This window comes from Streptomyces aurantiacus (assembly GCF_001418335.1).
Lineage (GTDB): Bacteria > Actinomycetota > Actinomycetes > Streptomycetales > Streptomycetaceae > Streptomyces > Streptomyces aurantiacus.
Map to the genome: position 1 here is coordinate 1 of NZ_LIPP01000080.1, position 24,103 is coordinate 24,103.

The following is a 24,103-nucleotide window of genomic DNA, read 5'->3' on the forward strand; positions in this document are numbered from 1 at the left end:
CAACACGCCCACTCACAGTCGGGAACGCTCGCGTGCCCTACGGACACCGCGAGGGCGCGACACCGCTTGGACAGTGGGTGGCAGAACAACGATGGGCGTACGGGGCCGGGCAGATGAGCGGCCAGCGCGCCGCGCGGCTGGAGAAGCTCGGCATGGTCTGGTCCCTCGCCGATGAACGCTTCCAGGAGAACCTCGAAGCCGCCAAGGCGTACTACGAGCAGCACTGGACACTGTGCGCGCCCCGGTCCGCGAGCGTGCTGGACCGGCCGTTGGGGATGTGGCTCGCGAATTTGAGGCGGCAGGGTGCGCTGGACGGACACCCCGAGTGGGAGAGCGCGCTGCTTGAGGTCGATGAGGACTGGAACCCCAAGTGGCCGGCGGACTGGCAGAGGCACTATGCCGCGCTGCGGGAGATGGTCGCGGAGGAGAACGTGCCCGTGCACGTCGAACCCGGGGTCACTGTGCACGGCATGGACATCGGCCGGTGGTTGGAGCGGATGCGCAGGCACGCCATCTGGCACCAGCTGACGGACGGACAGCGCGAGCGCCTGGAGCAGCTCGGCATCACACCGCTTGCCCCGGAGCCGGAGGCGCCGGGGAAGTCGCCCCAGGCGCCCCTGGGGGCCTTCGAGAAGGGCGTGGCAGCCCTCGCGCAGTACAAGGCCCGCACCGGCTCTGTGACGGTCCCCAGGGCCCACGTAGAGGCGTTGCCGGACGGGTCGGAGGTCAAGCTCGGGGTCTTTCTCAGCAACAGCAAGAGCCGCCGGGCCAAGCTGACCGCCGACAAGCTCGCCGCGCTGGCCGGCCTCGGGCTGGAGTGGGCGGCAGAGGAAGGAGCGGCGTGATGGCCTCGCGCGACGAAGAGCAGCGTGTGCAGGAAGCCGTACAACGGCATGTGCGCCGCCGTGCCTTCGCGGAGGCGGAGCAGGTCATCTCGTTGGTGCTGGCCGATCCGCAGGTGCAGGAGGCGAGGGCACAGGTCGAGGCGGCGGAGACGGAGCTCGGTATGGAGCTGTCCGCCCGTCTCCAGTCCTTCCAGGACCGCTACGACCAGGCCGTGCGCGACGGCGACGTGGCCCGGCTCACCGGGATCTGTCCGGGCAAGCACGGCCGCTGGGGACGGATCTGCGTCCTGGACGACGGTCACGAGGTGTCGATGGAGGAACCGCACTGGGGGCGCAACAGCGAGGGGCAGCCGATCGCGTGGGTGGGCAGCGCGCCCGACGACTGGTGAGTGCACCGGGTCGTGCCGCCACCCTCGGACCCGTCGGCGGCGGCGTACGGCTGGTAGGCAGGACCTGGGGCGTGCTGGGCGGCCCGGGGTCTTTCGCTGCTTTGTGCCAGCGGCCCAAGATTCCAGGGCGTACACGCACTTCAGTGCGATGTCGAGGGCACTGAGGTGCAGGCATCGCACTGGTGTGCGTGTAGGACCTGGGGTTCCGGGCCTCTCCCTCTACGCTTTCGAGTCCCGCGCCGGCGCTTCCCGGCCAGCTGATCCCCGCTGGCCAGAGCACCACTACGAATTCGCAACACTCGCCGCACGGGCCGCCCGCCGCCCGTATCAACGTCTTCATGGCCACCACACCGTCCCGCGGCTCCGGTCGCGCCCGCCGCCGTACCCGGATCACGCCCCGTCGCGCTGCCGTTCCGATCGGCTCCCGCGCCCCGCGCCGCCGCACCCGTACCTCCCGGGAGGCCGGGCAACCGGCCGTCCCCGCACCAGCGGACCGGTGGACGCGCATCCAGCAGGCCGCTGGCACCCTGGCTGCCCTGGGCACCCTCGCCGTAATCGCCTTCACCTGGCTGTCGATCCAGCAGGTCAATAACGAGCACGCCCTCACCCGCGAAGGACAAGTCACCGACCGGTACAACGCCGCCGTCAGCAACATCGGCGACGACTCCCTCGAAGTCCGCCTCGGCGGCATCTACGCCCTGCAGCGCATCATGGAGGACTCCCCCCGCGACCAGCCCGCCATCGTCAACGTCCTGTCCACCTACATCCGCAGCCACGCGGCCAAGCCCAAGAAGCCCACCCCCGGCAGAGAACCGGACAGCGACATCCAGGCCGCTGCCACAGCACTCGCCACCCGCAACAGTGACCACGACGGCACTGTCCGCGTCGACCTCCACGGCGCGGACCTGCGCGGCGCAGAACTGACCGGCGCGGACCTGCGCGGCGCGAGCCTGACCGACGCGGATCTGGGCGCGAACCTAACCGGCGCGGATCTGCGCGACGCGAACCTGACCGGCGCCGACCTGACCGGCGCGTTCCTGCACGGCGCGGATCTGCGCGACGCGGATCTGCGCGACGCGAACCTGACCGGCGCCAACCTGAGCGGCGCGAAGCGGTAGCGCACCGCTCCTCGGCTGTGACGACGATGTCCGAACCAAAGGCACGGTGGGCCACCAGCCAGTAGCGGCAGTGAGTTGCTGATGCCCGCCACCTACGACGACAGCACGGCGGCCGCGGACCTCATCAGCCATCCGCGCGGCGGCGAGCCGCCCGCCCTGATCCCCGCCGACCGGCTCGCGCAGGGGCTGCGCAATCTTCCTGTCGACGCACCCGAAAAGGCGCCCGTGTCATGAACAGCTACGCCGTGCTCTACGACCCCGAAGGCCGGATCGGCACTCAGAGAGTTATCGGCGTACTAAGGCTGCCAACAGGCCCACGCCAGCCATTGCGACAGTGAGCGGAGGCACCAGCGACGGGTGGAGATAGGTGACGTGGGCCAGCCCGGCGGCAAGCATCAACCCCGTAGCGATCCAGGGCGTGTAGTCAGGGCGGGGCGTGTTCGGGCCGGTCGGCATCAACGGCTCCTTCGGGGCGGGCGCACCATCGGTGCGCAACAGGTGTAGACAACGCTGCCCCGCAGCTTGAGCAGAATGGAAAAGCAGCAGGCAGCAGGGCTCGGCCACGAGTGAACCGAACGGACACCAGCGTGGAAGCAGGGCAAACTCGCCGCCGTTCCCGAGCTGTTGTGCAGGGAGGATCACTCGCACCACGCAGCCGCCACTCTGCATGGAAAGTCGGTAACGGCGTTTCCGGTACACCCCCCGCGACGACATAGCTCTCAGATCACTCAGATCACTTTCCGTAAGGTACTCGCGACTCAAACCTCACATGACCTGCAGGTATGCACTCATCCGGAGGCGGGGACTTGTGCAGAGCTCTTCACACTTTTTCCTCGGTAAAGGGCCATCTGTGCTTTTCCACCCCATAAGACCCGGTGTGGTGCTACGTGATGCGGTAGAGGCTGCGCCAAGTGTTGCGCTGAGAGCCTGAAGCTGTCGGGGATCTTGGATACGGCCAGGGACCCCGGTGCTACTCGCTTCGTTGTCGCCCACCGAAAACAAGATCCCCGACAGCATCAGGCACTCAGCGGCACGTCTGCGAGGTGCTCCCAGGTGATGTGCCGCCGGTCGTGCCACTGCGCGACCAGGGACAGCTTCTGTGCCCGCAGCGTGACCGGCTCGCCGGGATGGTCGGACAGCAGCACCTTCATCTCACGGCGGTCGGCGCGCTGCGGACCGGCGACTCCGTACGCGCCCGTCAGGTGCGGGTAGTAGGCGCTGGGGAGGAGCGGGAAGCGGGCGGCGGTGACCTCTGCGTCGACGCGGGTGGTCAGCTCCCAGAGGTGGCGTGCCGGGGCGCCGGGCCGGGCGGGGAACTCTATGCCGACGGTGCCGATCGTGGGCCGGTCGAAGACCAGGTCGAAGGGGGCGATGCTCTCGCATGCCGCGCGGACCCGGTCGACGATGGTGTCGATCTCGGTGGAGGTGTACGCCGCCACGGGGCCGCCGTGCATGACGGTGGTGTGCATCCACCGCGCCGCGACCGGCGCCAGCCCCGGCCGGTGGGTGAGCTCCCGGTAGGGGCGTACCAGCGCTTCGTCCAGGACCTGCGGGTCGAACAGAAGGTGCCAGTGCAGATCCGCGCGGCCCGCCGGCCACGGATACTCATGCTGCTCCACCCCGGCAAAGAAGTCGTGCACAACAGCCCCCTCCCGTACGGCGATTCGGCGTCACGCTACCGACCGAGGCACGCCGGGTCACGCGGCCCGGACGGCTCCGCGGGCACGGACCACCTGGCGCAGCTCGGTGCGCGCCGTCGGCATGGAGGGGGCGGTCTCCACGTAGGGGTACCACCGCGACCGTACGGACAGCGGAGGCCACCACCACGGCCTCCCCCTGATCGTCGCCCGGCGCCGCCTCCCCCGTCGGCGCCGGGCGACCCCCGCGAAGCCCCGGCGAGCGCTGTCCACCAGCAGCCGCCCGGGGGCTTCTCCTTTGGTCTCGCCCTGTCCCTCGCTGGAGGGCTTGCTGATCAGTAATCGCCGTCCGGCATGGGGTCGCCGGCCCTGACCGCCGCGCAGCGGGTGCAGGTGCTGTTGCGGCAGGTGTCTTGCTTCGCGTTGCGCCGGTACTCGGCACAGTATGGCTGCCGCCACGGGTAGGGCACTGCGTCTACCGCCCTCTGGGCAGCCGCCCGGGCCTCGGCGAGCGCGTTCGGGTTGTCCTGGCCGTCCAGGAGCCGCAGCGCGCGGTGCAGGGCCTCACGGGCTGCCGTGGTGTTGGGGGCACGACGGGCGGTTCGGGGCACATGAACTCCTCGGTCTCAGAAGCTGTGTCAGAACCGGTGATCAGTGACGTTCCGTAACGCCGAGGCTGGCGACGGACTGGCCGTCTTCACGGTCTTTACATCGGTACAGCCGTTGGCGAGCTGAGACTGATCATGGTCGGCTAGCCGGATCATCCCGTCAGCGTTCCGCCCGCGCCCCCTATATGGGTGAACAGGCACTCAATCTGGGATAGCTTGTTGTTGCGGGGGCAGCACCCTCACGTGAAACGTCATCTCCTGGCTGCCGCTGCGGCCGCTATCACTTTCCTGGCTACCGCACCGACGTTCGCCTCGTCTGCGGCCCCCACCAGTGAGTTCCACGGCTGCCCGTCGGGCTACACGTGCTTGTGGGAGCACGCCAACTACAAGGGGACGCGCGTTTCCTTCCCAAACAAGTGCTCGAAGGAGCTAGTGCCAGTACCCGCCCACATGCGCGATAAGGCGAGCTCCGCGTACATGTCACGCCTGACTGGCGGTCTTCGCGTATCTCTGACGGACACCTTGGACGGAACCCATATCCGCCAAGGCATCACCATCGGGGCAGGAGATAAGGTGCCCTTCCTGAACGTCGCCGGCAAGGCACAGATGAACGACAGCATCGACGTGGTGTGGTTCAGTCACGGCCACGGGCTGTGCCCGTAGACCGGGCCGATGTCACAGGCCAGTCCACAAGGCCGCCTGCAGCCACTTGAGGCCTCGCGCGCTCGTACCGGCCTTGACATCCGGCGGGCCGACGTCACCAGCGCCCAGATTGGCTACGGCGACGTCATTAGGGACCAACAAGGCATCTCGAAGCGGCCCCAATCTGTGAAGATTGTCGCGCATAAAGTCGGCCTGAGATAGATCCACTTGGCCCTTCTGCGTGTCACTCGTGGAGCCGGTTCAGATCGTCGCGGCACAAGCTCCCCTGCGGAGTTGCTGTGGTGGATCCGGAAGAGCACGCCGCAGCCACACCACGAGTTGCACCATGCGACGAATCACGCGGCGACCGGGATGCCTTGGGCGTTGCGGAGCCCGTGGTCCCAGGTTACTGACGTACAGCCCTGAGTAGGGCGGGTGTGGCTGACACGGGTCGTAGGCCCGGGGCTATTCACGGCGGCGATTCCTGCGATGTCGGAGCCCAGACCTATACCGTCAGGGCACCCGACCGCATGAGTCGGGGTCGGACTTCTTGACGCGGTGAGCGTCGGGTGCCCCATTCCACGTCGGCACGAAGTCGTGAACGATTTTCACTTTCATTTCTCTTTCCGCAGCCTTACGTTCTGCGTCTTTGTCCGACGCTAGTGCGAGCGTGTCGTCCTGCGTGAGTGTCCAGCGCTGCGCGCTGGAGTCGTTGAACGACAGCACAGCCATGACGGTGGTGAAGCCGTCCGCGGGATCATCTGACATTTTCATTCGCTTAGCGAAGGCGGCGCGGTCCGCAGTGAAGTGTGTACACGGCGGCAAGTTCGGAAGCATGACGACCTTTACTTCATCGGTACCGCCTGTGTGCAAGTAGGCCGTGAGGTGTTTGACAGGGCGGGACGAGGTATTGGCAATGGTCGTGGAGTACCCGTCGATGTTTTGCTCCCACCAAACGAGCATCTCGGCTTGAGCGCGGGCTTCTTGTTTCCTGGCGTCTTCGGCTTGCTCCAGCATGACCTTCGTTGCTTGGTATCCGGCCCATGTAGCGACCGCAGTGAACAGGAGACCTGCACCGGCGGTGAATGCTCCTACGGCTGCTGCGACTTGCGTCCAATCGCGCGGCTGTCTGTCGGCCCGCCGATGCCGGCGCTGGCGTATGGTTTGGAGCCGCGCACGGCTGCTGCCACGCATCCTGCCAGTACGCCGAAGCCGCGGTACGACCATGTCCGTCCCTCCCCAGTGCTCTCCAGGAGCAACGAGCAATCCCTCCACTTGATGTGCTGGCACAGCAGACTCTTGTGCCGGCGGTCGTAGCGCTGGGCGACCAGTGACAGGTGGGTGGCCCGCAGCACCACGGGGCCGCCGGGGTGGTCGGAGAGCCAGGCCTTCATCGTCCGGCGGTCGGCCCGCTCGGGGCCGCCGACTCCGTAGGCGAGCGAGACGTGCGGGTAGTAGCCGTCGTCCAGGATCCTCGGGAAACGGCCGCCGGTGACGTCGGCGTCGACGGCGGTGGTCAGCTCCCACAGTCGGCGGGCCGGTGCGCCCGGCCGCGCTGCGCACTCCACCGCGACCGTGCCGACCGAGTGCCTGTCGTAGATCAGGTCGAACGGAGCGGTCGTGGCGCAGGCCTCGCCGACCCGGTCGACGATGGCGGTGATCTCCGCCTGCGTGTACTGGTCCACCGGGCCGCCGTGCATGACCGTGGCGTGGACCCACCGGGCAGGAACCGGTGCCAGGCCCGGGCGATGGGTCAGCTCCCGGTACGGGACCACGAGCTGTTCCTCCACCAGTGCTTCGTCGTACAGCAGGTGCCAGTGCAGGTGTAGGTTCCCGTTTCCGATGGCCCTCGGCACGGCGTTGACCAGCTCGGATGTTGGGCGTCTCACGCGGTGTCCTCGCGAGTTCGTCTCACTTCCGTGTCCTCTTGCGTGCGGTCCGGCAGTTAGGTCGGACAGCAATCCGATGCCCTGGCGAGACCGCATTGACGGTCGCTGTTCGCTGGACCGCTGGCCCGGCGGCTCCAATGGTCACAGCCCATGGGCCCCGATCGCTCCCAATCCCCGCGGCGGTGCCTTAAACAGCACCCGCAGTGGCCGGGACCCAACTGTCCACTCACCAAGCAACTGCCGATGCCGCCCGGAGTGTTGCCTCATGCCGGTGGGACTGACCCGAAACATCATTAAGGCTTTTGGGTTATGCCCATGCATACGGCCACCTGCGGGGAGGGGCGAGTCCGACTATGGCGTCGTGAGATGGCACCCTTCACGACGGTCACGGCGGCGCCTGGTCCGCAACTGCCTGCTGGTGGGCACAGCAGTGTTGTTCATCGTGCTGGCCGTATTACTGCTGACGACAGGAGACCTCGACGCTGACAACGGGCGCGCGGGCGTGGCGGGCCTTTTCGTGGGCATTGTGTCGCTGGCCGTGGCCCTCGCCGACCACTTCCGGCCCGATCTCTCGCCGCCCGATCCCGCTGTGCTGGCAGACAATCTGGCGCTGACGCTCAGGACGCAGTGGCTGGAGGAGGCAGAAGGACGCAGGCTACGCAATCCCCGGGTGTTGCCACTGGCTTGGTCGGCGACGTCCCGAAACGTCGCCGACCAGCACGGACCAGGGCTACGCTCCGAGTCGGGAGCGACCCACGCCGCACGGGTGCTGCGCATGCGTCTCAGTGGCCGCTTCGATGGCCGATTCGACGAAGTGACTCGCCAACTGGCGCAAGGCTTCGAGCGTCTGCCGAACCGACGATTGGTCGTCCTCGGTGAGCCGGGAGCCGGCAAGACGGTCGTCGCCCTGCTTCTTACGCTGGGTTTGCTTGCCGAGCGCGAGCAGGGCGGTACGGTCCCGGTGCTTCTGCCGGTCTCCTCCTGGGACCCGGTTCGCGAACCGCTCGACGGCTGGGTCGTACGGACCTTGGCCTCCGCGTACTACAACGGTCGCGCGGAGATCCCGCGCCTGCTACTGGATCACGGGCTCTTGCTGCCCGTACTCGACGGACTCGACGAGATCCCGGAAGCGGCGCGCCGTTCCGCGGTCCGGACGGCCAACCAGGCCATCGGCACCGAAAGACCGATCGTTGTCACCTGCAGGGCCGCCGAGTATGAGGATTTGATCCGCGGTGGTGCTCCCGTGCTCCGCCAGGCCCCGGTGGTGGAAGTCGAGCCGGTCAGCCCCGAGGACGTGATCGCTTATCTGCGGGACATGGACTGGCCCGACAGCCTGGGCGCGGACGCCTGGGACGAGATCTTCGAACACCTACGCGCCGAGCCGGACAGCGCCCTCGCGACAGCACTGTCGACTCCGCTGATGGTCTCCACAGCGCGGCTCGTCTACCAGCATGGCGCCGACCCTGCCGAACTGCTGGACACGGCCAGGTTCGACTGCCGGTACGCGGTGGAGGAGCACTTGACCCACCAGCTGCTCGATGCGGCCTACACTCCCGATCCATCCGCTGCTGGGTCCGATGCCAGGTGGTCCGCCGAGCAGGCTCGCCGCTGGCTGACTTTCCTGGCCGGGTATCTGCACGATCACCGTGAACGTGATCTCACTTGGTGGCGGATGAGTGACCGGCTGCTGTCACGGTGGGTTGTCCCGGCCATCGGGATTGGGGCAGGTCTGCTGCTGACGATCGCGTCAGCGGCGTGGATGGTGTTGGTTTACGGTGGCGACGTCCAGGAGATGGACGACACATCGTTCGTCTCGTCCCTGTCCGCGGTGATCGGTGGCGGCTTCGCGGTTCTGGCCACTGTCGTGTGCTACGCCCACCCCGGCCGTCCTCCCGGGCGGTTGTCTCTGGCGGTTCGCGGCTCCTGGGCACGGCTGAGGCGAGGATTCCGTAATGGTGTTGTCCTGACAGCAGTTTCTGTTGTGCCCGTCATCGCTGGCGCCACAGTCGTCATCTCCATTGCTCAGGACGGCAGTTCATGGTCCATGTCCGCCATCGAGTTCTATTTCCAGATGGTCATGGTCTGCGCCGCCCTGGCGACCGTTATCGGCCTCGCTCTTGCGGCTCACCAGTGGCTCGACGCGCCGCCGACCCGAGCCACGGCCCAGGTCGGTCCGTTGCACTCCCTCACCCAAGACCGCCGTTCCTCCTTGGTGGGGGCGCTGGTGTCCGGAACGGTCGTGGGCGCCGCTGGGCTCATCGCTTGGACCACGGGAGACTTCACGGGGCGGCTCGTCTTCCGGATCCTCACAGGCTGGGCGGGCTGGCCGGGCACGGTCGACCTGCGGGCACTCGCTCGCGACGGCCTGAACGTCATGCTCGACAACTTCGGATACGACTACGGGCTGATCCTCGGTCTAGCCATGCTGCTCCCCGCAACGGCCTTCGGGCTGCTTGTCCTCCTCACCCGCGCGTGGCCAAGATTCGTCGTCACCCGGCTACTTCTCGCGGTTCAGGGGCGTCTGCCCTGGCGGCTGATGGCGTTCCTTGCCGACGCCCGCGAACGGGAACTCCTGCGGCAGTCCGGCAGCGTGTACCAGTTCCGTCACGTCCGGCTGCAAGAGACGCTTGCCTCACGTACGACGCCGCACACTGTCCGCCCCCGTACGGATCGCCCGGCGAACCAGCCGGTTGTCAGCCGTCGTCTGGTCCTTGGGGCAGGAGCTGCCTCGTCAGCAGCCCTGATCACTGCGTTCGCCCTCCCCGAAGATGACAGCCTGGTTGTTTTCACTGGGCACAAAGGCGAGGTGGGACCGGTGGCATGGCTGAACGGTGGCCGCCGGATCGTCAGCGGGGACGACAAGGGCTGGGTCCGGATCTGGAACCGCGACGGGTTTTCGCTGCCGGCTCTCGGCCTGCCAAGGAAGCGCCCCGATACACCCAGGGTCACCGCAATCGCCTACGGCGAACGTGAAGAGGTCCTCGCGGTAGGCACCGACGAAGGCGCCGTGTACTTGCGGAGCTTCTGGGAGGGGCCATGGAAGAAACTGTCTACCCAGAGCGGCGGCGCCGACATCTTGGCGATCGCCTTCCAGCCCGGGGGACAGCTCCTTGCCGCATGCGACGAGGAGGGCCGACTGCACTTGTGGCACTGGCGCGACGGCCAGTACGGGCAATACGAAAACCAGGAGACTAAATTCCTGCAACACACGGGCCTGGCCTTCGACCATAGCGGAGCTCTGGCCGTTGCGGGTGACGATGGCGGTGTTCAGCTTGATCTGCTGAGCCATACGGGCAAGACCCGTACTCTTCCCGGCAAGGGCGCACGCTCGTTCATCTCGGCTTACGGGCAGGCCAGCTCCCTGAGTTTCAGCAAGGACGGCCACATGCTTGCCACCGTCGGCCAGATGGGCATGCCGCAGCTCTGGAATCTCCGCGACAGAAAGATCATCCAGGCACCGCGAACCGGCTGGGCTACCGCCGTGGCCTTCAGTCCAAACAACCCCGCTCAGCTCGCCATCGGCGACGACGACGGCGTCCTTTGGCTCTGGGACGCACAGACGGATCCCACCTCCGCCATCACGCTCCGCGGGCACGTCGGCGGAATCAACTCGCTCGCGTTCAACCCGGATGGAGACCGACTCGTCACCTCGGGCGACGACCGCACGCTGCGGCTCTGGGAGACAGCCTGAGCGGATCACGCCTTCTGCAAACCAATAAGGGTGTGGCTCTCCTCCGGGGAAGCTCTGAGCTGGGAGCCGCCAGCGGAACGTACGCCACAGCATCGAGGGCCCGAAGACGTCGGCACCCGTGGCAGACCATGCCAGGTCCTCCTCGATCTTCCCGTCCGTACGGCGGAGACTCGTCGAGACTTCGCCGACCACGCGCGGCATCGCCCACCGCCGAGCGGCAATGACGGGGATCATAGCTCCCGGTCTTGACCAGCTGCGACGTCCCCACGATCAGGCTGGAAAGGACTCGCTGTATAGATCGAGACCGGGAACAGCACTGCGATGAGTGAACGATCAGAGAGGAATTGTCCTGTCGCAGCGCATCCGTCAGACGACGGGCTTTCGACCTGCGGAGTCGTCATGTCGTCTGAGAACGCTGATGGGTCGGGTTCTCAAACGACATGGCATTCGCGGAAATCGCGCTCTGGTCGGCGTAGCGGCCGCTCAGCGGACCGGTGTCGTCTGGGCCAGGGCGATGCGCCAGTCGTCGCCCTGGCGGGTCAAGACGTAGGTCAGGACCCCGACCGAGGGCAGCTCGGACGAGCCCTGCGCCTCGGACCGTTCGTCGTGGATGGTCTTGGTGAGGCTGACGATAGCGACGTCTGGGGTGGTGAACCGGATGTCGTCGACCTCCAGCGAGGTCCGGATGTCCTTGAGCGGGGACGAGAGTGCTCCGGCCATGGCCGAAGCGAAGGCTTCACGCCCGAAGAGGCGCCGCCCAGCCAAGTTGACGAGCACCAAGTTTGCGGTGTGCAGCGCAGGCAGCACGTCCGGGTCGATCTGCGCCTCCTGGGACCGCGTGACCAACTCGCGAATCCTCTGCTCGTCGTCGGCGTCGTTGGCGGGGAGAGTGGAGTTCGTGGTGTCCATGGGGGGGGAACCTAGGACTTCAACTTAGGTTGAGGTCAACTCCTCTCGCTGGCCTGACAGCTGCCAGGTGTCCACACGGGTGTCCTGTCGCCTCGCGTCTGTCAGAGGGTGAGCCTCTGACCTGCTGCAGAACCGCTGGTACAGAGGGTCCTGGGTTCCGAGAGCGGTGTAGCTGCGGGCGAGCCGTCGGCTCAGTTCGGCAGTCGTGGCCAGATAGAGCTCGGAGATCAAACCCCACGAACGAAGCAAACACAGCAGCTCAGCGCGCGACGCAATGAGAATCCGCCAGCACGAACGAGAACGAGTGAGAATCCGACAGCTTCAATGCGACAGGACAGGAATGTGTCTCACCGCGCTGTCCTTTGGGCCGGACAAAGGCCACCGTCGATGAGAAAAGGACACGTGAAATTCGAGCTTACAGCAGGTCATCCCGGCCTGCCGGCCACGCGTGCCGACGGCTCTCCACGTGAGCGAAAAAGTCTTCCACGTTTGCAGCCACGAACTCCCCCTTATCCACGACCGGTTGCGATCACGCTACCCGGCCCTCCCCCGTCTGGTCAGGGGGCCGCAGGCCACCGGCGGCCACCGGCGCGGCGGCGTCGACGCGCAACGGGTCCGCGCCATGTTGACGGCGTCGGCACGGGACCGAGCCGGGCGGGGAGCAGAGGTGTCTCCTGACCCTGAGTTGCGTGTCACCCCGGAAGGACTTAAAAGCATCCTGGCCTGCGCAAAATCGGCAGTCAGGGGCTACCGGTCTAATCGGCAGACGAATCGGCGCTGAAATTGGAACCGAGATCGGAACCCCAGTTGGCACGCGGGCCAGACCCTCACGGCCCGTCGTCATCGGTCGCGCGGGCGCTTCCCGAACAGGGCCTGGCGCAGCGTCGTGGGTTGCAGTGGGGGGTCGGTGCGGCATTGGGGGCAGTGGCGGCCGTCTTGTGGTGGCGCGTCGTCGTAGAGCTCACCGGGCTGGCCGGTGAGCGGGAGTCCGCAGCGTTCACACAGCCTGGGCCCGGGCCCGAGTGAGGGCCCGGGTGAGGGAGCGTTGTCGGGTTGTCTGTTCTTCCCAGCGTTCACGCTGGGCTGCCCAGGCCTGCGTCTGCTCTTCGCGCTGCGCGCTGGCGGCGGCGGCGTGCTTCCTCCCTGACCACCCATGCCTCGTGGTCACCCGGATTGGCCAGGGCGTCGGCGAGGGTTTCGAACTGGCCGTGGCCGCAGCGTCGCCACACCATCCCGTACGGGCCCTCCGCCTGGAGGCGTCCCAGGGTGTGAACAGGACGGGGATCGCGTCCGCGTAGTCGTAGTAGCCGTCCCGCTCCTCGTCGGCCCCGTACGGGCCGTACCCCTGGTAGGTGCCGGACCATACTTTCCTGGTCTGCTGGAGAACGGTGTTCATCCGGTTCTTCAGCCGTTCGGGGCCGACACGGGTGCCGGGGTTGAAGACGACCGCGAGGGGCGGGTGGCCGTCCCGCCCGGTCGACGCGTAGCGGTTGCGCCACACCGGGGCCTCAAGCCCTTGGAGTCTTGGTCTTCAAGCGGAAGAAGGCGCGGTACTTCTCGAACTTCGCGGCCAGTACGCCGGGGGTTTCGGTGCAGCTGTCGACCTCTACGAAGAGCACCGGCAGGCCGGCCCCTGCGGGGTTTGGAGGACCGCATCGGTGCCCAGCCGCGAGGCGGCACCGCTGGTGGCCTGGCTGAGGGCCCATCCGGGAGTAGAAGTGATCTGCAGGGACCGTGGTGCGGTGGCGTATGCCGAGGGTGCCGCGCTCGGCGTCCCTGACGCACTGCAGGTCGCGGACGTCGACGGCAGCGCCCCGGCCAGTAGCCGATGACGAAAGGGATACCAATGTCCAACGACGACTTGCGTCCCACAATCGACTGGGACGAGTCGGCGCGCGGCAGCACCGGCGCTGTCTCGCCGTCCACCGGGCGCCGCCGGCTACGCCAGGACGCGATCAAGCCCTGGGAGCATCGGTCATGGACCTCCATCCGCGACGCCATGTGGGCCCATGGAGTCGGTGCTCACCGGCATCCTCTTTTCGCCATGTGCCGCGTGCTGTTCGTCCGTTGCGTTCGCGTGGCAGGTCCGGGCGGGGTGTCGGCTGCTGAGGCCTCCGCGGGCGCACGCCGCGACGGCACTCTCACTGCTGTGGTGCGTCGGCGAGCAATTGGGCCGTCAGTTCTCGCAGGGTCGCCCGGCTGAGGATCTTGCCGACCGGCAGCAGCACCCCGTGCGAGCGTTGCACCTCCTGCCGTAGCTGGGCCGCCATCAGGGAGTCGAGTCCCTGACTGGTCAGATCCAGGTCCGGGTCGAGATGGTCGATGTCCACGCGGAGGATGGCCGCGATCCCGGCCCGGAACAGCACTGCCCGGTCCGCCACCGGTTCGGCCGCAGTGGCCGACCGGTCCGTGTCGTCGGTCTGCCGTCCGGTTTCCACACCGGCCCGCGTCGTCACGGTTCCGGAGACGGTCGCGAACGCGGATCCGGTTCCGGACGAGGACTCGGACGCGGCTCCGCCCGGGCTCCCGGAAGCAGGCCATGCCTGCGGGCGCGGTGGCCGGGAGCCCGGTCGTGGGACGGGGTCCGCCGGCGCGGCCTGTCGTACGGTGCGTTCCGGCCGGACGCACGCGGTCCGGGACGGAGCGGGGGGCGGGACGGTCGTGACGCGGCGCGCGGAGGCTTCGTCCACGACGTCCCGGAGGAAGGGGGAGGCCGCCGCGACCGGGTACGTGCTCCGCCACCGGCCCCAGTCCACCGGCATGACCACGGTGTCCCCTGCCTCCGTGGCCAGCAGGTGGTCCAGCACTGCGAGTCCGGCGGCGGAGGTGAACCCGGTCATGCCCTTCGGGATCAGGTTCCGTCCGAGTGCGGTGCCCGCCTCGGCGGCCATGCCCCGGTCGGTCCAGAAGCCCCAGTTCACCGCGAGCGCCCTGCGGCCCCGGCTGCGACGGCCGCGGGCGATCGCGTCCAGGCCCGCGTTCGCGGCTGCTCCCGCCGCGACGTGGGGCGAGGCCAGCAGGGCGTTCCCCGAGGAGAACAGGACGAAGTGGTCGAGGTCGTCCGCGAAGAGACGGTCGAGGACGCGGGCGCCCTCCAGCTTGGGTCGCAGAACGGCTTCCAGGTCCCGCAGGGTGGTGTCGCCGATCGGCTTGTACAGGAAGACGCCGGCGGTGTGGAAGACGCCCCGCACCGGCGGGTGGCCCGCGGCGCGGCGGTACTCGACCAGCCGGCGCATAGACCGTTCGTCCGAGGCGTCCACGGGGGCGTACTGCACCGCGGCGCCCTGACCGCGTAGTTCCGCCAGCAGGGCGGTGATGTCGTCCCCCGCCGGTGCGGCGGCCCTCCCGGGCAGGGTGCGGCCGGTGAGCAGCAGGTGTCCGGCGCCACGGGCCACCAGCCAGCGGGCCAGTTCGGAGCCGAGGCCCCCGGCACCGCCGGTCACGAGATACGTGGCGTCCGGCCGCATCCGGGTCGGCGCGGGCACGGGCGGGGGTGTCGGGGCGGTGCGCAGGTCGATGAGCACCTTGCCGATGTGCCGTGCCCCGGAGATGTCGTCGAACGCCGAGCCGACTGCGTCCAGCGGGTACACCTCGGCGGGCAGCGGCGCGAGTTCACCGGCCGCGATCAGGCGCAGCACGCGGCCGAGGAGTGCCCCTGCCCGCTCGGGGTGCTCACGGCACAGGGCGGCGATGTCGAGGCGGTGGCAGGAGCCGTTGCGCGGGAGGCCTCCCGTATCGGTCGGCGGGCTGTCCGCGAGTTCCACGTAGCGCCCGTGCGGTGCGAGCATGTCGAGGTTCTGGTCGACGGCTGTTCCGGTCAGCGAGTTGAGGATGACGTCCATCCCGGTGCCCCGGGTCTCGGCCAGCAGCGGTCCGGCGAAGTCCGTCCGGGAGTCGGCGACCCGGGTGACGCCCATGGCGCGCAGCAGGGCCCGCCGCTTCTCGCTGCCGGCGGTGGCGTGGATCTCGGCGCCGCGCCACCGGGCCACCTGGAGCGCGGCGAGCCCCACTTGGCCGGTGGCCGAGTGGATGAGGACCTTGTCGCCCTCGCGGAGCGCGGCCAGTTCCATGAGGCCGTACCAGGCGGTCAGGTAGGAGATCGGTACGGTGGCGGCCTCGGCGAGCGAGAGGCCGTCGGGCAGGCGGTGGGTCAGCCGGCGGTCGGCGAGGACCCGGGTGGCCAGTCCTGGACGGGTGACGGCGACCACGCGGTCGCCAACGGCCAGTCCTCGCACGCCGCTGCCGGTGGCGGTCACCACGCCGGACGTTTCCTGGCCCAGCCGGTCGTCGTCATCCGGGCCCGGGTGGGTACCGGTCGCCCGGAGCACGTCACGGAAGCCGACGCCGCCGTACGCCGCGGCGATCTCCACCTCGTCGGCCGCCGGGGGCCGCGCCGCGGCCGTCCCGGACAGCGGGACCGCGCGGCCGTCCCGGGCCGGCAGGGCCTCGGTGACGTCGTCGGCGCCGGACGCCGGTGAGGTGCGGCGCAGCCGTAGGACGTACCGGGCGCCCGCCCGCAGCGCGATCTGGTCCTCGGTCCCGTCGGCGACCGCGATCTCCCGGGCCAGCGCCTGCGCCTGCTCGATGCCGTGGGCCGGGTCGAGATCGACGAGGGTGTGCCGGACGACGGACAGTTCGCTCGCCGCGGTGCGTCCGAAGCCCCACACGGTGTACTGCTCCGGATCCGGCGCCCCGTCCGTGCCGGCGACCGTCTCGGCGCCCCGGGTGACGAGCACCAGGTGGGGGGCCGGACCGTCCCGCCGCGCCGCGGACAGCGCCTGGGCCAGCAGCAGCGCGCTGCCGAGGCCGAGCGGCACCGGCGTTTCCGCCGGCCGCGTCGCCCGCAGGCTCCACAGATGGACCACGGCGGCGACGCCCTGGGGGTGGTCGCGGCCGACCTCGTAAAGCAGCCGGGCGTAGTCGTCGGGGCGGCTCGGGTTGATGCGGTACGTCCCGTCGCCGTCGCGCCCGTACCTCTCCCCCGGGCGTACGGCGATCCGCGCGCCGTGTGCCGGAGCGAGTCGCGGCCCGAAGTCCTCGTCCTCGAAGACCAGCCAGACGCCGTCGTCCCGCCTAGGCGATGCCCCGAGCTCCACGGCCGGCGTCCACTTCGGCCGGTAGAGCCAGTCGGCCGGGTCTGCGGGTTCCTCACCACGCACCAACCGGCGGATGCGCAGGCCGCGCAACTCGGCCAGCAGTGTGCCTTGTTCGTCGCGGACGAGGACGTCGCCGCTGAACGACTCGGCCGTCAGCTCGCGGCGCACCGCGTGGCTGTACAGGGTTCCGGTCAGCGGCGCGTACCGGCGGAACGCGTCGATGGAGCCCAGGACGAACGCGTGCTGGTCGCCGGGCTCGGCCGTGTCGGGCAGGGTGGCCGCGAGCACCTGTCCGCAGGCGTCGAGGACCGCCGGGTGGACGTGGTGCCGGCCGAGGCCGGGGAGACGGTCGGGGACCGCGATCTCGGCGAGCGCCTCGTCGCCGCCGCACCACACCTGCCCGATGCCCCGGAAGACGCCGTGCCAGTCGTTGCCGCGGGCCGCGAACCGGCGGTAGAACTCGGCTCCGGTCAGGTGTACGACGGCGCGTGCGGCGAACTGCCGGGGAGTGTCCTGGCGGGTGTCGGGCGGGCGCGGGCCGGCGGGCGCCCGCCCGATCCGGGCGTGTGCGTGCCGGATCCATTCGGTGCCGTCGGCGGTGGCGTCGGCGGTGGCGACGTCGAAGGCCCAGTCCCGCCCGGCCGGCCGCAGCGTCACCCGCAGGGACGGCGGGATCTCGGCGGTGAGGAAGAGCGCCTTCTCGTAGCGGACGTCCTTGACGACGGTGTCGGCGCCGAGGGCCCGGGTGGCGGCAGCGAGTGCCAGTTCCAGGTAGGCGGTGCCGGGCAGGATGCCCAGCCCCTGCACCTGGTGGTCCAGGAGGTAGGCGTTGCGCTCCAGGTCGACGGTGCCCTCCCAGCGATGTGTGCCGTCGTCGAGAACACTGTGCGCGCCGAGCAGCGGGTGGCCTCCTGCGGTGTCCTCGACTTCTGCGACTTCTGCGACTTCTGCCGTACGAGAGGCGGTCGTCGCGGGCGGCGGGCCGGCCGTCCCGGTCGCCGGTCCGACCCAGAAGTCGGCGCGTTGCCAGGGATAGGGGGGCAGGCCCACGTAGGTGGCCGGACCGTCGAACAGGGCGTCGTACCGCACGGGATAACCGGCCTGGTGGAGCTGGCCGACCGCGGTCAGCAGCGCGGTGCGGTCGTCGGTGTCGCGCTGGAGCGACTGCACCACCTGGTCGTCGGTGCGCTCCTCGGACAGACACTCCTTCACCGCCCCGCCGAGCACGGGGTGCGGACTGATCTCGACCACGGCCACCGTTTCGGCGCAGGCGGTCTCGGCGTCGACGGCGGCGAGGAAGCGGACCTCGTCGCGGAGGTTGCGCACCCAGTAGTCGGCGTCCAACTCCCGGCCGGTCAGCGGTTCCCCGGTCACCGTCGAGCGCAGCGGTATCCGGCCCTCACGGGGCCGGATCGACTCCAGGGCCGCGCGCAGCGCGTCCAGCAGGGGGTCGACCTGGCTGCTGTGCGAGGCCACGTCGACCTTGACGACGCGGGTGAAGACGTCCCGTGCGGACAGTTCGCCGAGCACTTTCTCCACCGCCGGGGTGCGGCCCGAGATGATGCTCCGGCGCGGGCTGTTGCTCACCGCCACGTCGACGTCCGGCACGTCGGCGAGTTCCCGCCGCAGTTCGTCGGCGGGCAGGTCGACCGCGGCCATGGACCCGGCGCCGGCGATCTCCTTGAGCAGGGCACTGCGGCGGCAGATCACCGCCGCGCCGTCGGACAGGGTGAGCGCGCCCGCGGTGCAGGCGGCCGCGATCTCGCCCATGCTGTGTCCGATCACGACGTCGGGGGCGACACCCCACGACCGCCACAGCGCGGCCAGGGAGACCTCGACCGCCCAGAGCAGCGGTTGCACCACGTCGATCGGCCAGTCCGCCTCGTCGCCGGTGGTCAGGTGCTCGATGACCGACCAGCCGCGCTCGGCGCGGACGTACCGGTCGCACTCCTCGGCGGTCTCCCGGAAGACCGGGGAGGTACGCAGGAGCCGGCGCCCCATCCCGACCCACTGGGAGCCCTGACCGGGGAACACGAAGACGGTCTTCCACCGTGCGCCGGGCCTGGCGGCGACGATCGGCCGCCCCTCGCGCAACTGCCGGACGGCCTGGTCGTGGTCGGTGGCGAGCACGGTCATACGGTGCCGGTGGTGGGTGATACGGGTCAGCGCGCTGAAGCTGATGTCGCGCAGGGCGTGTCGGCGCCCCTCCCCCTCGGGCCCGAGGTGGTCCGCGTAGGCGGCGGCCAGCTCCCGCAGGGCCGCGGGGGTCCGGGCGGACAGGGTGAGCAGGTACGGCTGTGGCTCCTCGTCGGCCGGTGGCGGTACGGCGACGGGCCGGTGTTCGCCGAGGACGACGTGGGCGTTGGTGCCGGAGATGCCGAACGAACTGACGGCGGCGTACCGCAGGACTCCGTCCCGGCCCCACTCGTGGGCGGTCTGGGGTATCCGCAGGGCCATGCGGTCCCAGTCCACCGCGTCGGTCAGCCGGCCGCTGTGCAGCGCGGGCGGGACGACGCCGTGTGCCACGCACAGCGCCGCCCTGATGAGTCCCGCCATACCGGCGGCCGCCTCGGTGTGGCCGATGTTCGTCTTCACCGAGCCGACCAGCAGCGGGTTCTCGGTGGTGCGGCCCACGCCGGTGCCGTAGACCGCGTCCAGGCCGCGCAGCTCGATCGGGTCGCCGGTGGGCGTACCGGTGCCGTGTGCCTCCACGAAGCCGACGGCCCGCGGGTCGATGCCGCCGCGGGAGCAGGCCCGGCGCAACACGTCGATCTGCGCGCTCTGCGACGGAGTCATCAGGTACCCGCTGCTGCGGCCCTCGTTCTCGACGGCCGAGCCGTGGATGACCGCGTGCACGCGGTCGCCGTCCGCCTCGGCGCGCGCGAGCGTCTTGAGGACGACGACGCCCACTCCGTCGCTGCGCACGAAACCGTCGGCGTCGTACGCGCCGAACTTGCACCGGCCGTCCGCGGAGAGCATGTCGGCCTGGGAGAACGTGATGCTCTCCTCCGGTGTGAGCACCAGGTTGACGCCCGCGGCCAGGGCGAGGGTCGCCTCCCCGTCGCGCAGTGATGCGCACGCTTGGTGCACGGCCACCAGCGAGGACGAGCAGGCGGTGTCGACGGAGGTGCTCGGGCCGCGCAGGTCGAAGAAGAACGACAGGCGGCCGGAGAGAACGCTGCGCGACGTGCCGGTGTTGGCGTAGATGTCCAGCGCCCCGGCGGCCCGCAGCAGGTCCCAGTACTCGGCGGTGCGCTGCCCGACGACGACCGCGGTCGGGCTGCCCGCGAGCTGGTCGAGCCTCAGGCCGGCGTCCCGTACGGCCGCGGCGGCGGTCTGGAGGAGCAGCCGCTGCTGCGGGTCCATGTGGCTCGCCTCGCGACCGGAGATGCCGAAGTAGTGGGCGTCGAAACCCCGGATGTCGGGCAGGAATCCGCCGCGGCGGCTGACGATCCGCCCGGGAGTCCGCGGGCGGGCGTCGTGGAACGTGTCGACGGGAAAACGGTCGGCCGGCACGTCGGACGTGGCGTCGGCCTTGTCGAGTTGCATCCTCCAGAACGCCGAGACGTCGCCCGCGCCGGGGAACTCGCAGGCCATGCCCACGATGGCGATCGGCCGCGGGGTGGCCGGGTCCTGCTGCTGCGCCGTCATGCGGCACCTCCGGTCGGCATCATCGATCCTCGGTCCAGGTCGGCGGTGCGCAGATGGTGAGAACCACGGACACGGTCGACCACCCGGGGGCGCCGCCGAAGAGCAGGACGTGGTCGCCCTCGTCGAGTTGCCCGGTGCGCAGCAGATGGTCGAGGGCGATGAACTGGTCGCTGGACGAGGCGTGTCCGATGCCGCAGCCGAACTCCCACTGCGAACGGGAGACGTCCAGGCCCAGCGGGTCCATGGCGCAGGCGCGGGTGGTCGCCTCGTCGCCGTTCGGCACCAGGACCCAGCGCAGGTCGGAGCCTTGGAGACCGGCCTCGCCCAGGGCCGCGAGCACCGTCTCGGAGCAGGCTTTCGCGATGCCGTCGGCGACACTCGTGCCGCCGGCTTCCCGCACCCGCTCGTTGAACTGCTCGGCGCGTGCCACGGTGTCGATCCGCCGGCCCGCGGACCCGGTGGGGGGAAACAGCGGCTCGTCGCCGCGCGCCATCGCCTCGAACTCCGGGTAGACGCGGGAGACGACCGCCTCGACACGGGCGAACCCGGCGGTCGGGCTGAGCACGACGGAGCTGGCCGCGTCGGCGGCGATCACCCCCATCGGTCCGCTGTCCCAGCGGTTGAGCAGGGGCGAGTTGAAGTTGTCCGCCGTGGTCAGCAGGATGTCCGGCCTGCCGTCGGGCCGGCACGACATCAGGCCGGCGGCCAGCTCGACGCCGGTGAGCATGCTGTTGCAGCCGTTGCGGATCTCCGTGCCCGAGGCTCCCGTGATCCCCAGCTCCCGCATGATGTACGCCGACGGCGACCACATCTCGGGCCCCTGGTAGAACGTCGAGCCGTGCAGCACCGTACCGATGGCGGCGGCCCCTCCCGGGGAGCGGCTCAGCGCGGTCCGGGCGGCCCGCACGGCCATGTTGGGCGGTGACTCGGGCCCGGCGACCAGCACGCCGCGCAGTTTGCTCTCGGCGAAGACCGTGGCGTCGTACAGGCCCGCGGCGACCGCCTCGGCGGCCGGGTAGGGAGCCGGCAGCCAGCAGCCGAGGCCGGCGAGGAACATGTTCGGCAGCTTCATGCCGGAGTCCGGGAACTCGTGGGTGGATCACCTTGGCGGGCGGCTCTGGTCACGTCGATGCACCACTTTCTGCAAAACGGGTCGGAGGAACGAGTCGAAGGGAGGCGGCCGTTCGCCGCGTCCCGGTGTCCGGCGGGCGTCACAACGCCGAGCCCTTCAGGTCGGTGAGCGTTGGTCAGGGTGCGCTGGTGCCGGTTGCGCGACGAGTCCCCGGGGCCTGCTTGGTCCCCGCCTGCACCAGGTGCGCGAGCCGTCGCACGGTCAGTTCGGACAGGTCCCGGACGGCGAGGTCCACCGGTTCCCCGGTCCGCACGACCGACACGGTGACGCACCCCGCCGCCCGCCCGGACCGGAGCCCGGTCGCCGAGTCCTCGACGATCACACAGTTGCCCGGCGCGACGCCGAGCCGGGCGGCGGCCGTACGGTACGCCTCGGGGTCCGGCTTCGGACGTCTCACCTCGTCACCCGCCAGGGTCACGGCGAACGCGTCCGCGCCGAGCGAGGGCAGTACGGCGTCCACCATCGCCCGGTACGAGGACGAGACCAGCGCGCACGGAACGTGTGCCCCGCGCAGCGCCCGGAGCAGGCCGACGGCGCCGGGCAGCGGAGCGACCCCGCGCCGCAGCCGGTCGAGCATGCGAGCACTGACCCGCTCGTACAGCTCCCGCGTGGTCATCGGCGTGCGCGCGAGGCTGCTCAACCGGGCCAGGTTCTCGGCGACGTCGCGCCCCCGCAGTTCCTCCGGGCGGATCGCCTCGGCCGGCACACCCGCCGCGCCGAGCACCACCGACAGGGCTTCGTGCAGAAGGGGTTCGGTGTCGACGAGGGTTCCGTCCATGTCGAACAGGACGGCCCAGCGCGCGGTCAGAACAGTGCCCGGGAGCTGAGGGACACCTTCATCCTGCCCAGCAGCGGGTGCCACAGGTGGCTGGGGTCCGCTTCCACGGCGTCGACGAATTCGCGCATCGCCGTCAGCGCGGCCGGCTCCTGCTCGTCGTAGACGTCGCCCTGCAGCAGCTTCAGGACGTCGGTCCGGTACCGGGGGTCCTGGACGAAGGCGGTGAACAAAATATTGAGGCGGTAGTAGAGGGAGATGAACTCGTACCAGCTGGACACGCCGCGCCGCAACTTTCTCACGTAGTTCTCGAACCGGGCGGCCTTGAAGTCACCGGCCTGCGCGGCGGCGATGATGTCGGCGCAGGCCAGCCGGGCGCTGTTCATGGCGACACTGACACCGCTGGAGAAGATGGGGTCGACGAACCGGGCGGCGTCGCCGATCATCACCATCGAGTCGTCGCACACCTTGCGCATGCCGTAGCTGTAGTCGCCCTCCGCCTTGAACGGGCGGACCCGCTCGGCCTTCCTGAGCGCGTCGCGCAGCAGGGGCCGGCTGGCGACCGAGTCCCAGAAGAAGCCTTCGAGGTCACCCGCGCTCTCCTTGAACCGCGCCTTCTGGGTGACGACCCCGACCGAGGTGATCGTGTCGGTGATGGGGATCTGCCACACCCAGGTGTCGGCGAGCGGCAGGAAGTGGATGAAGATGTACTCGGCCTGTTTCTCGTCGTTCGCCAGGGCCTCCCGGTCCAGTCCTTCGAACCAGCTGTGCACGGCGTACTGGTTGAACACCGGGTCGGGCACCTTGACCTTGAGCTGCCGTCCCAGGACGGTGCCGCGTCCGCTGGCGTCGACGACCATCCGTACCGCCACCTCCGCGGTCGAACCGCCCATGCCGACCCGCAGCAAAGGACGGTCGGTGTCGGCTAAGTCCACGCCTCGCACCCGCACTCCGGAGTACACCTTCGTTCCCAGGCTCTCCGCGTGTTTCAACAGGATGTGGTCGAACCGGCCGCGGTCGACGTGGAAGGTGTGATCGCGGTCCACGCCGAGCTGATCGCGCTCGTTGAACAGCACGTCGGCGGCGCCGAGGCCGTGGTCGTGCACCTGGAAGCCGAGCGGGTCCACCTCGTCCGCGTTGGCCGACGTCCACGCGGCGCCGTACTTGCGCGGGAAGCCCGCCGCCTCGATCTTCTCCATGGCGCCGATCTCCAGCAGCACCGGTGTGGTCGCCGGCACCAGGGACTCGCCCACGTGCTCCCGTGGGAAGAACTCACTCTCGAACACCGCGACCGACAGACCGGCCTTGGCCAGGTAGGACGCGGCGGTGGAGCCGGCCGGACCACCGCCGATGATGCCGATGTCGTAGTCGTAGTCGTACGTCATCTGTTCTCCTGTCAGAGCAAGGCGCCGAAGGGCGGCGTCAGAGGGAGGCGGTCGGTGAGCGCAGGAGCAGGATCAGGTCGGTGATCGTGTCCAGCGTGCGGAAGTGCTCCCCGGTCATGTGCACGGGCGGGACGCGCACGCCGTGCGCGGTGCGGATGTGCGCCAGCAGGCGTGCGGTGCGCACGGAGTCCAGCACCCCCATCTCCAGCAGCGGGGCGTCGGCGGTGATCTGTTCTGGTGGCACACCCGTCGCCAGCTCCTCACGCACATGGCGCAGCAGCTGGTCGAGGAGTGTCGCGCGGTCGAGGTCGGTCATGGTCCCTCCGGGTGTCGCGG

17 protein-coding genes and 1 pseudogene are annotated in these 24,103 nt (G+C 69.5%); 7 read left to right on the top strand and 11 right to left on the bottom strand.

Features of this window, described 5'->3' with window-relative positions; genetic code table 11:
- Positions 1 to 32: 32 nt before the first annotated feature.
- The 4 genes from AOK01_RS11745 to AOK01_RS43510 all read left to right on the top strand — a co-directional run bounded on the left by AOK01_RS11745 (position 33) and on the right by AOK01_RS43510 (position 2,586).
- Positions 33 to 845, top strand: a complete 813-nt coding sequence (locus AOK01_RS11745) for a helicase associated domain-containing protein (protein WP_079103347.1) — start codon at positions 33 to 35, stop codon at positions 843 to 845.
- The gene (locus AOK01_RS11750; protein WP_079103348.1) at positions 845 to 1,234 is read left to right on the top strand and encodes a hypothetical protein; all 390 of its coding nucleotides are present in this window, start codon (positions 845 to 847) and stop codon (positions 1,232 to 1,234) included. Before AOK01_RS11745 ends, AOK01_RS11750 begins: the two co-directional genes overlap by 1 nt.
- A 338-nt stretch (positions 1,235 to 1,572) precedes the next feature.
- On the top strand, positions 1,573 to 2,352 hold the full coding sequence (locus AOK01_RS46100) for a pentapeptide repeat-containing protein (RefSeq protein WP_055510912.1): 780 nt from the start codon (positions 1,573 to 1,575) through the stop codon (positions 2,350 to 2,352).
- Between the two features lie 81 nt (positions 2,353 to 2,433).
- Positions 2,434 to 2,586: a hypothetical protein gene (locus tag AOK01_RS43510; RefSeq protein WP_157871268.1), complete on the top strand. Its 153-nt coding sequence runs from the start codon at positions 2,434 to 2,436 to the stop codon at positions 2,584 to 2,586.
- 782 nt (positions 2,587 to 3,368) lie between these two features.
- Here the strand turns inward: AOK01_RS43510 and AOK01_RS11760 are convergent.
- Positions 3,369 to 3,992, bottom strand: a complete 624-nt coding sequence (locus tag AOK01_RS11760) for a 2'-5' RNA ligase family protein (protein WP_055510913.1) — start codon at positions 3,990 to 3,992, stop codon at positions 3,369 to 3,371.
- 332 nt (positions 3,993 to 4,324) lie between these two features.
- The gene (locus AOK01_RS11765; protein ID WP_055510914.1) at positions 4,325 to 4,600 is read right to left on the bottom strand and encodes a hypothetical protein; all 276 of its coding nucleotides are present in this window, start codon (positions 4,598 to 4,600) and stop codon (positions 4,325 to 4,327) included.
- A 240-nt stretch (positions 4,601 to 4,840) separates the two neighbouring features.
- On the opposite strand from AOK01_RS11765, the pseudogene AOK01_RS46520 reads away from it, so the two are divergent.
- A pseudogene (locus AOK01_RS46520) lies at positions 4,841 to 5,062 on the top strand (peptidase inhibitor family I36 protein); the annotation flags it as partial.
- Positions 5,063 to 5,752: 690 nt separating this feature from the next.
- On the opposite strand, the gene AOK01_RS11770 reads toward AOK01_RS46520, so the two are convergent.
- Positions 5,753 to 6,256 (bottom strand): hypothetical protein, encoded by a 504-nt coding sequence (locus AOK01_RS11770; protein WP_055510915.1) that lies wholly within the window; start codon positions 6,254 to 6,256, stop codon positions 5,753 to 5,755.
- A 74-nt stretch (positions 6,257 to 6,330) separates the two neighbouring features.
- On the bottom strand, positions 6,331 to 7,128 hold the full coding sequence (locus tag AOK01_RS11775) for a 2'-5' RNA ligase family protein (protein WP_055510916.1): 798 nt from the start codon (positions 7,126 to 7,128) through the stop codon (positions 6,331 to 6,333).
- Between the two features lie 430 nt (positions 7,129 to 7,558).
- On the opposite strand from AOK01_RS11775, the gene AOK01_RS11780 reads away from it, so the two are divergent.
- A complete protein-coding gene (locus AOK01_RS11780) occupies positions 7,559 to 10,819 on the top strand; it encodes a hypothetical protein (RefSeq protein WP_055510917.1) in 3,261 nt (1,086 codons plus the stop codon).
- 483 nt (positions 10,820 to 11,302) lie between these two features.
- On the opposite strand, the gene AOK01_RS11785 is transcribed toward AOK01_RS11780, so the two are convergent.
- Both AOK01_RS11785 and AOK01_RS11790 read right to left on the bottom strand, forming a co-directional pair.
- Positions 11,303 to 11,728 carry an SgcJ/EcaC family oxidoreductase gene (locus AOK01_RS11785; protein ID WP_055510918.1) on the bottom strand — a complete coding sequence of 142 codons (426 nt, stop codon included), beginning with the start codon at positions 11,726 to 11,728 and terminating at the stop codon, positions 11,303 to 11,305.
- A gap of 997 nt (positions 11,729 to 12,725) precedes the next feature.
- A complete protein-coding gene (locus AOK01_RS11790; RefSeq protein WP_055510919.1) occupies positions 12,726 to 13,229 on the bottom strand; it encodes a hypothetical protein in 504 nt (167 codons plus the stop codon).
- A gap of 157 nt (positions 13,230 to 13,386) precedes the next feature.
- Here AOK01_RS11790 and AOK01_RS42585 point away from each other — a divergent pair, with 157 nt between their 5' ends.
- Positions 13,387 to 13,560 carry a hypothetical protein gene (locus tag AOK01_RS42585; protein WP_213862086.1) on the top strand — a complete coding sequence of 58 codons (174 nt, stop codon included), beginning with the start codon at positions 13,387 to 13,389 and terminating at the stop codon, positions 13,558 to 13,560.
- A gap of 309 nt (positions 13,561 to 13,869) precedes the next feature.
- On the opposite strand, the gene AOK01_RS44380 is transcribed toward AOK01_RS42585, so the two are convergent.
- From AOK01_RS44380 to AOK01_RS11815, 5 genes are all read right to left on the bottom strand, one after another.
- Complete coding sequence (locus tag AOK01_RS44380; RefSeq protein ID WP_055510920.1) at positions 13,870 to 20,475, bottom strand: type I polyketide synthase; 6,606 nt, start codon at positions 20,473 to 20,475, stop codon at positions 13,870 to 13,872.
- A gap of 19 nt (positions 20,476 to 20,494) precedes the next feature.
- Complete coding sequence (locus AOK01_RS11800; RefSeq protein ID WP_055510921.1) at positions 20,495 to 21,547, bottom strand: ketoacyl-ACP synthase III family protein; 1,053 nt, start codon at positions 21,545 to 21,547, stop codon at positions 20,495 to 20,497.
- Positions 21,548 to 21,722: 175 nt separating this feature from the next.
- Positions 21,723 to 22,469, bottom strand: coding sequence for an HAD family hydrolase (locus AOK01_RS11805; RefSeq protein WP_281181342.1), 747 nt, complete (start codon positions 22,467 to 22,469; stop codon positions 21,723 to 21,725).
- Positions 22,412 to 23,767, bottom strand: coding sequence for an NAD(P)/FAD-dependent oxidoreductase (locus tag AOK01_RS11810; RefSeq protein ID WP_055510923.1), 1,356 nt, complete (start codon positions 23,765 to 23,767; stop codon positions 22,412 to 22,414). Before AOK01_RS11810 ends, AOK01_RS11805 begins: the two co-directional genes overlap by 58 nt.
- A gap of 37 nt (positions 23,768 to 23,804) precedes the next feature.
- Positions 23,805 to 24,083, bottom strand: a complete 279-nt coding sequence (locus AOK01_RS11815) for an acyl carrier protein (RefSeq protein ID WP_055510924.1) — start codon at positions 24,081 to 24,083, stop codon at positions 23,805 to 23,807.
- Positions 24,084 to 24,103: the final 20 nt, after the last annotated feature.

What these genes read in the sequence shown, in the direction of transcription:
- AOK01_RS43510 (WP_157871268.1), top strand. Translation starts at nt 2,434, where the DNA reads ATGCCCGCCACCTACGACGACAGCACGGCGGCCGCGGACCTCATCAGC.
- AOK01_RS11810 (WP_055510923.1), bottom strand. Translation starts at nt 23,767, where the DNA reads ATGACGTACGACTACGACTACGACATCGGCATCATCGGCGGTGGTCCG.
- AOK01_RS44380 (WP_055510920.1), bottom strand. Translation starts at nt 20,475, where the DNA reads ATGACGGCGCAGCAGCAGGACCCGGCCACCCCGCGGCCGATCGCCATC.
- AOK01_RS11815 (WP_055510924.1), bottom strand. Translation starts at nt 24,083, where the DNA reads ATGACCGACCTCGACCGCGCGACACTCCTCGACCAGCTGCTGCGCCAT.
- AOK01_RS11770 (WP_055510915.1), bottom strand. Translation starts at nt 6,256, where the DNA reads ATGCTGGAGCAAGCCGAAGACGCCAGGAAACAAGAAGCCCGCGCTCAA.
- AOK01_RS11800 (WP_055510921.1), bottom strand. Translation starts at nt 21,547, where the DNA reads ATGAAGCTGCCGAACATGTTCCTCGCCGGCCTCGGCTGCTGGCTGCCG.
- AOK01_RS11785 (WP_055510918.1), bottom strand. Translation starts at nt 11,728, where the DNA reads ATGGACACCACGAACTCCACTCTCCCCGCCAACGACGCCGACGACGAG.
- AOK01_RS46100 (WP_055510912.1), top strand. Translation starts at nt 1,573, where the DNA reads ATGGCCACCACACCGTCCCGCGGCTCCGGTCGCGCCCGCCGCCGTACC.
- AOK01_RS11750 (WP_079103348.1), top strand. Translation starts at nt 845, where the DNA reads ATGGCCTCGCGCGACGAAGAGCAGCGTGTGCAGGAAGCCGTACAACGG.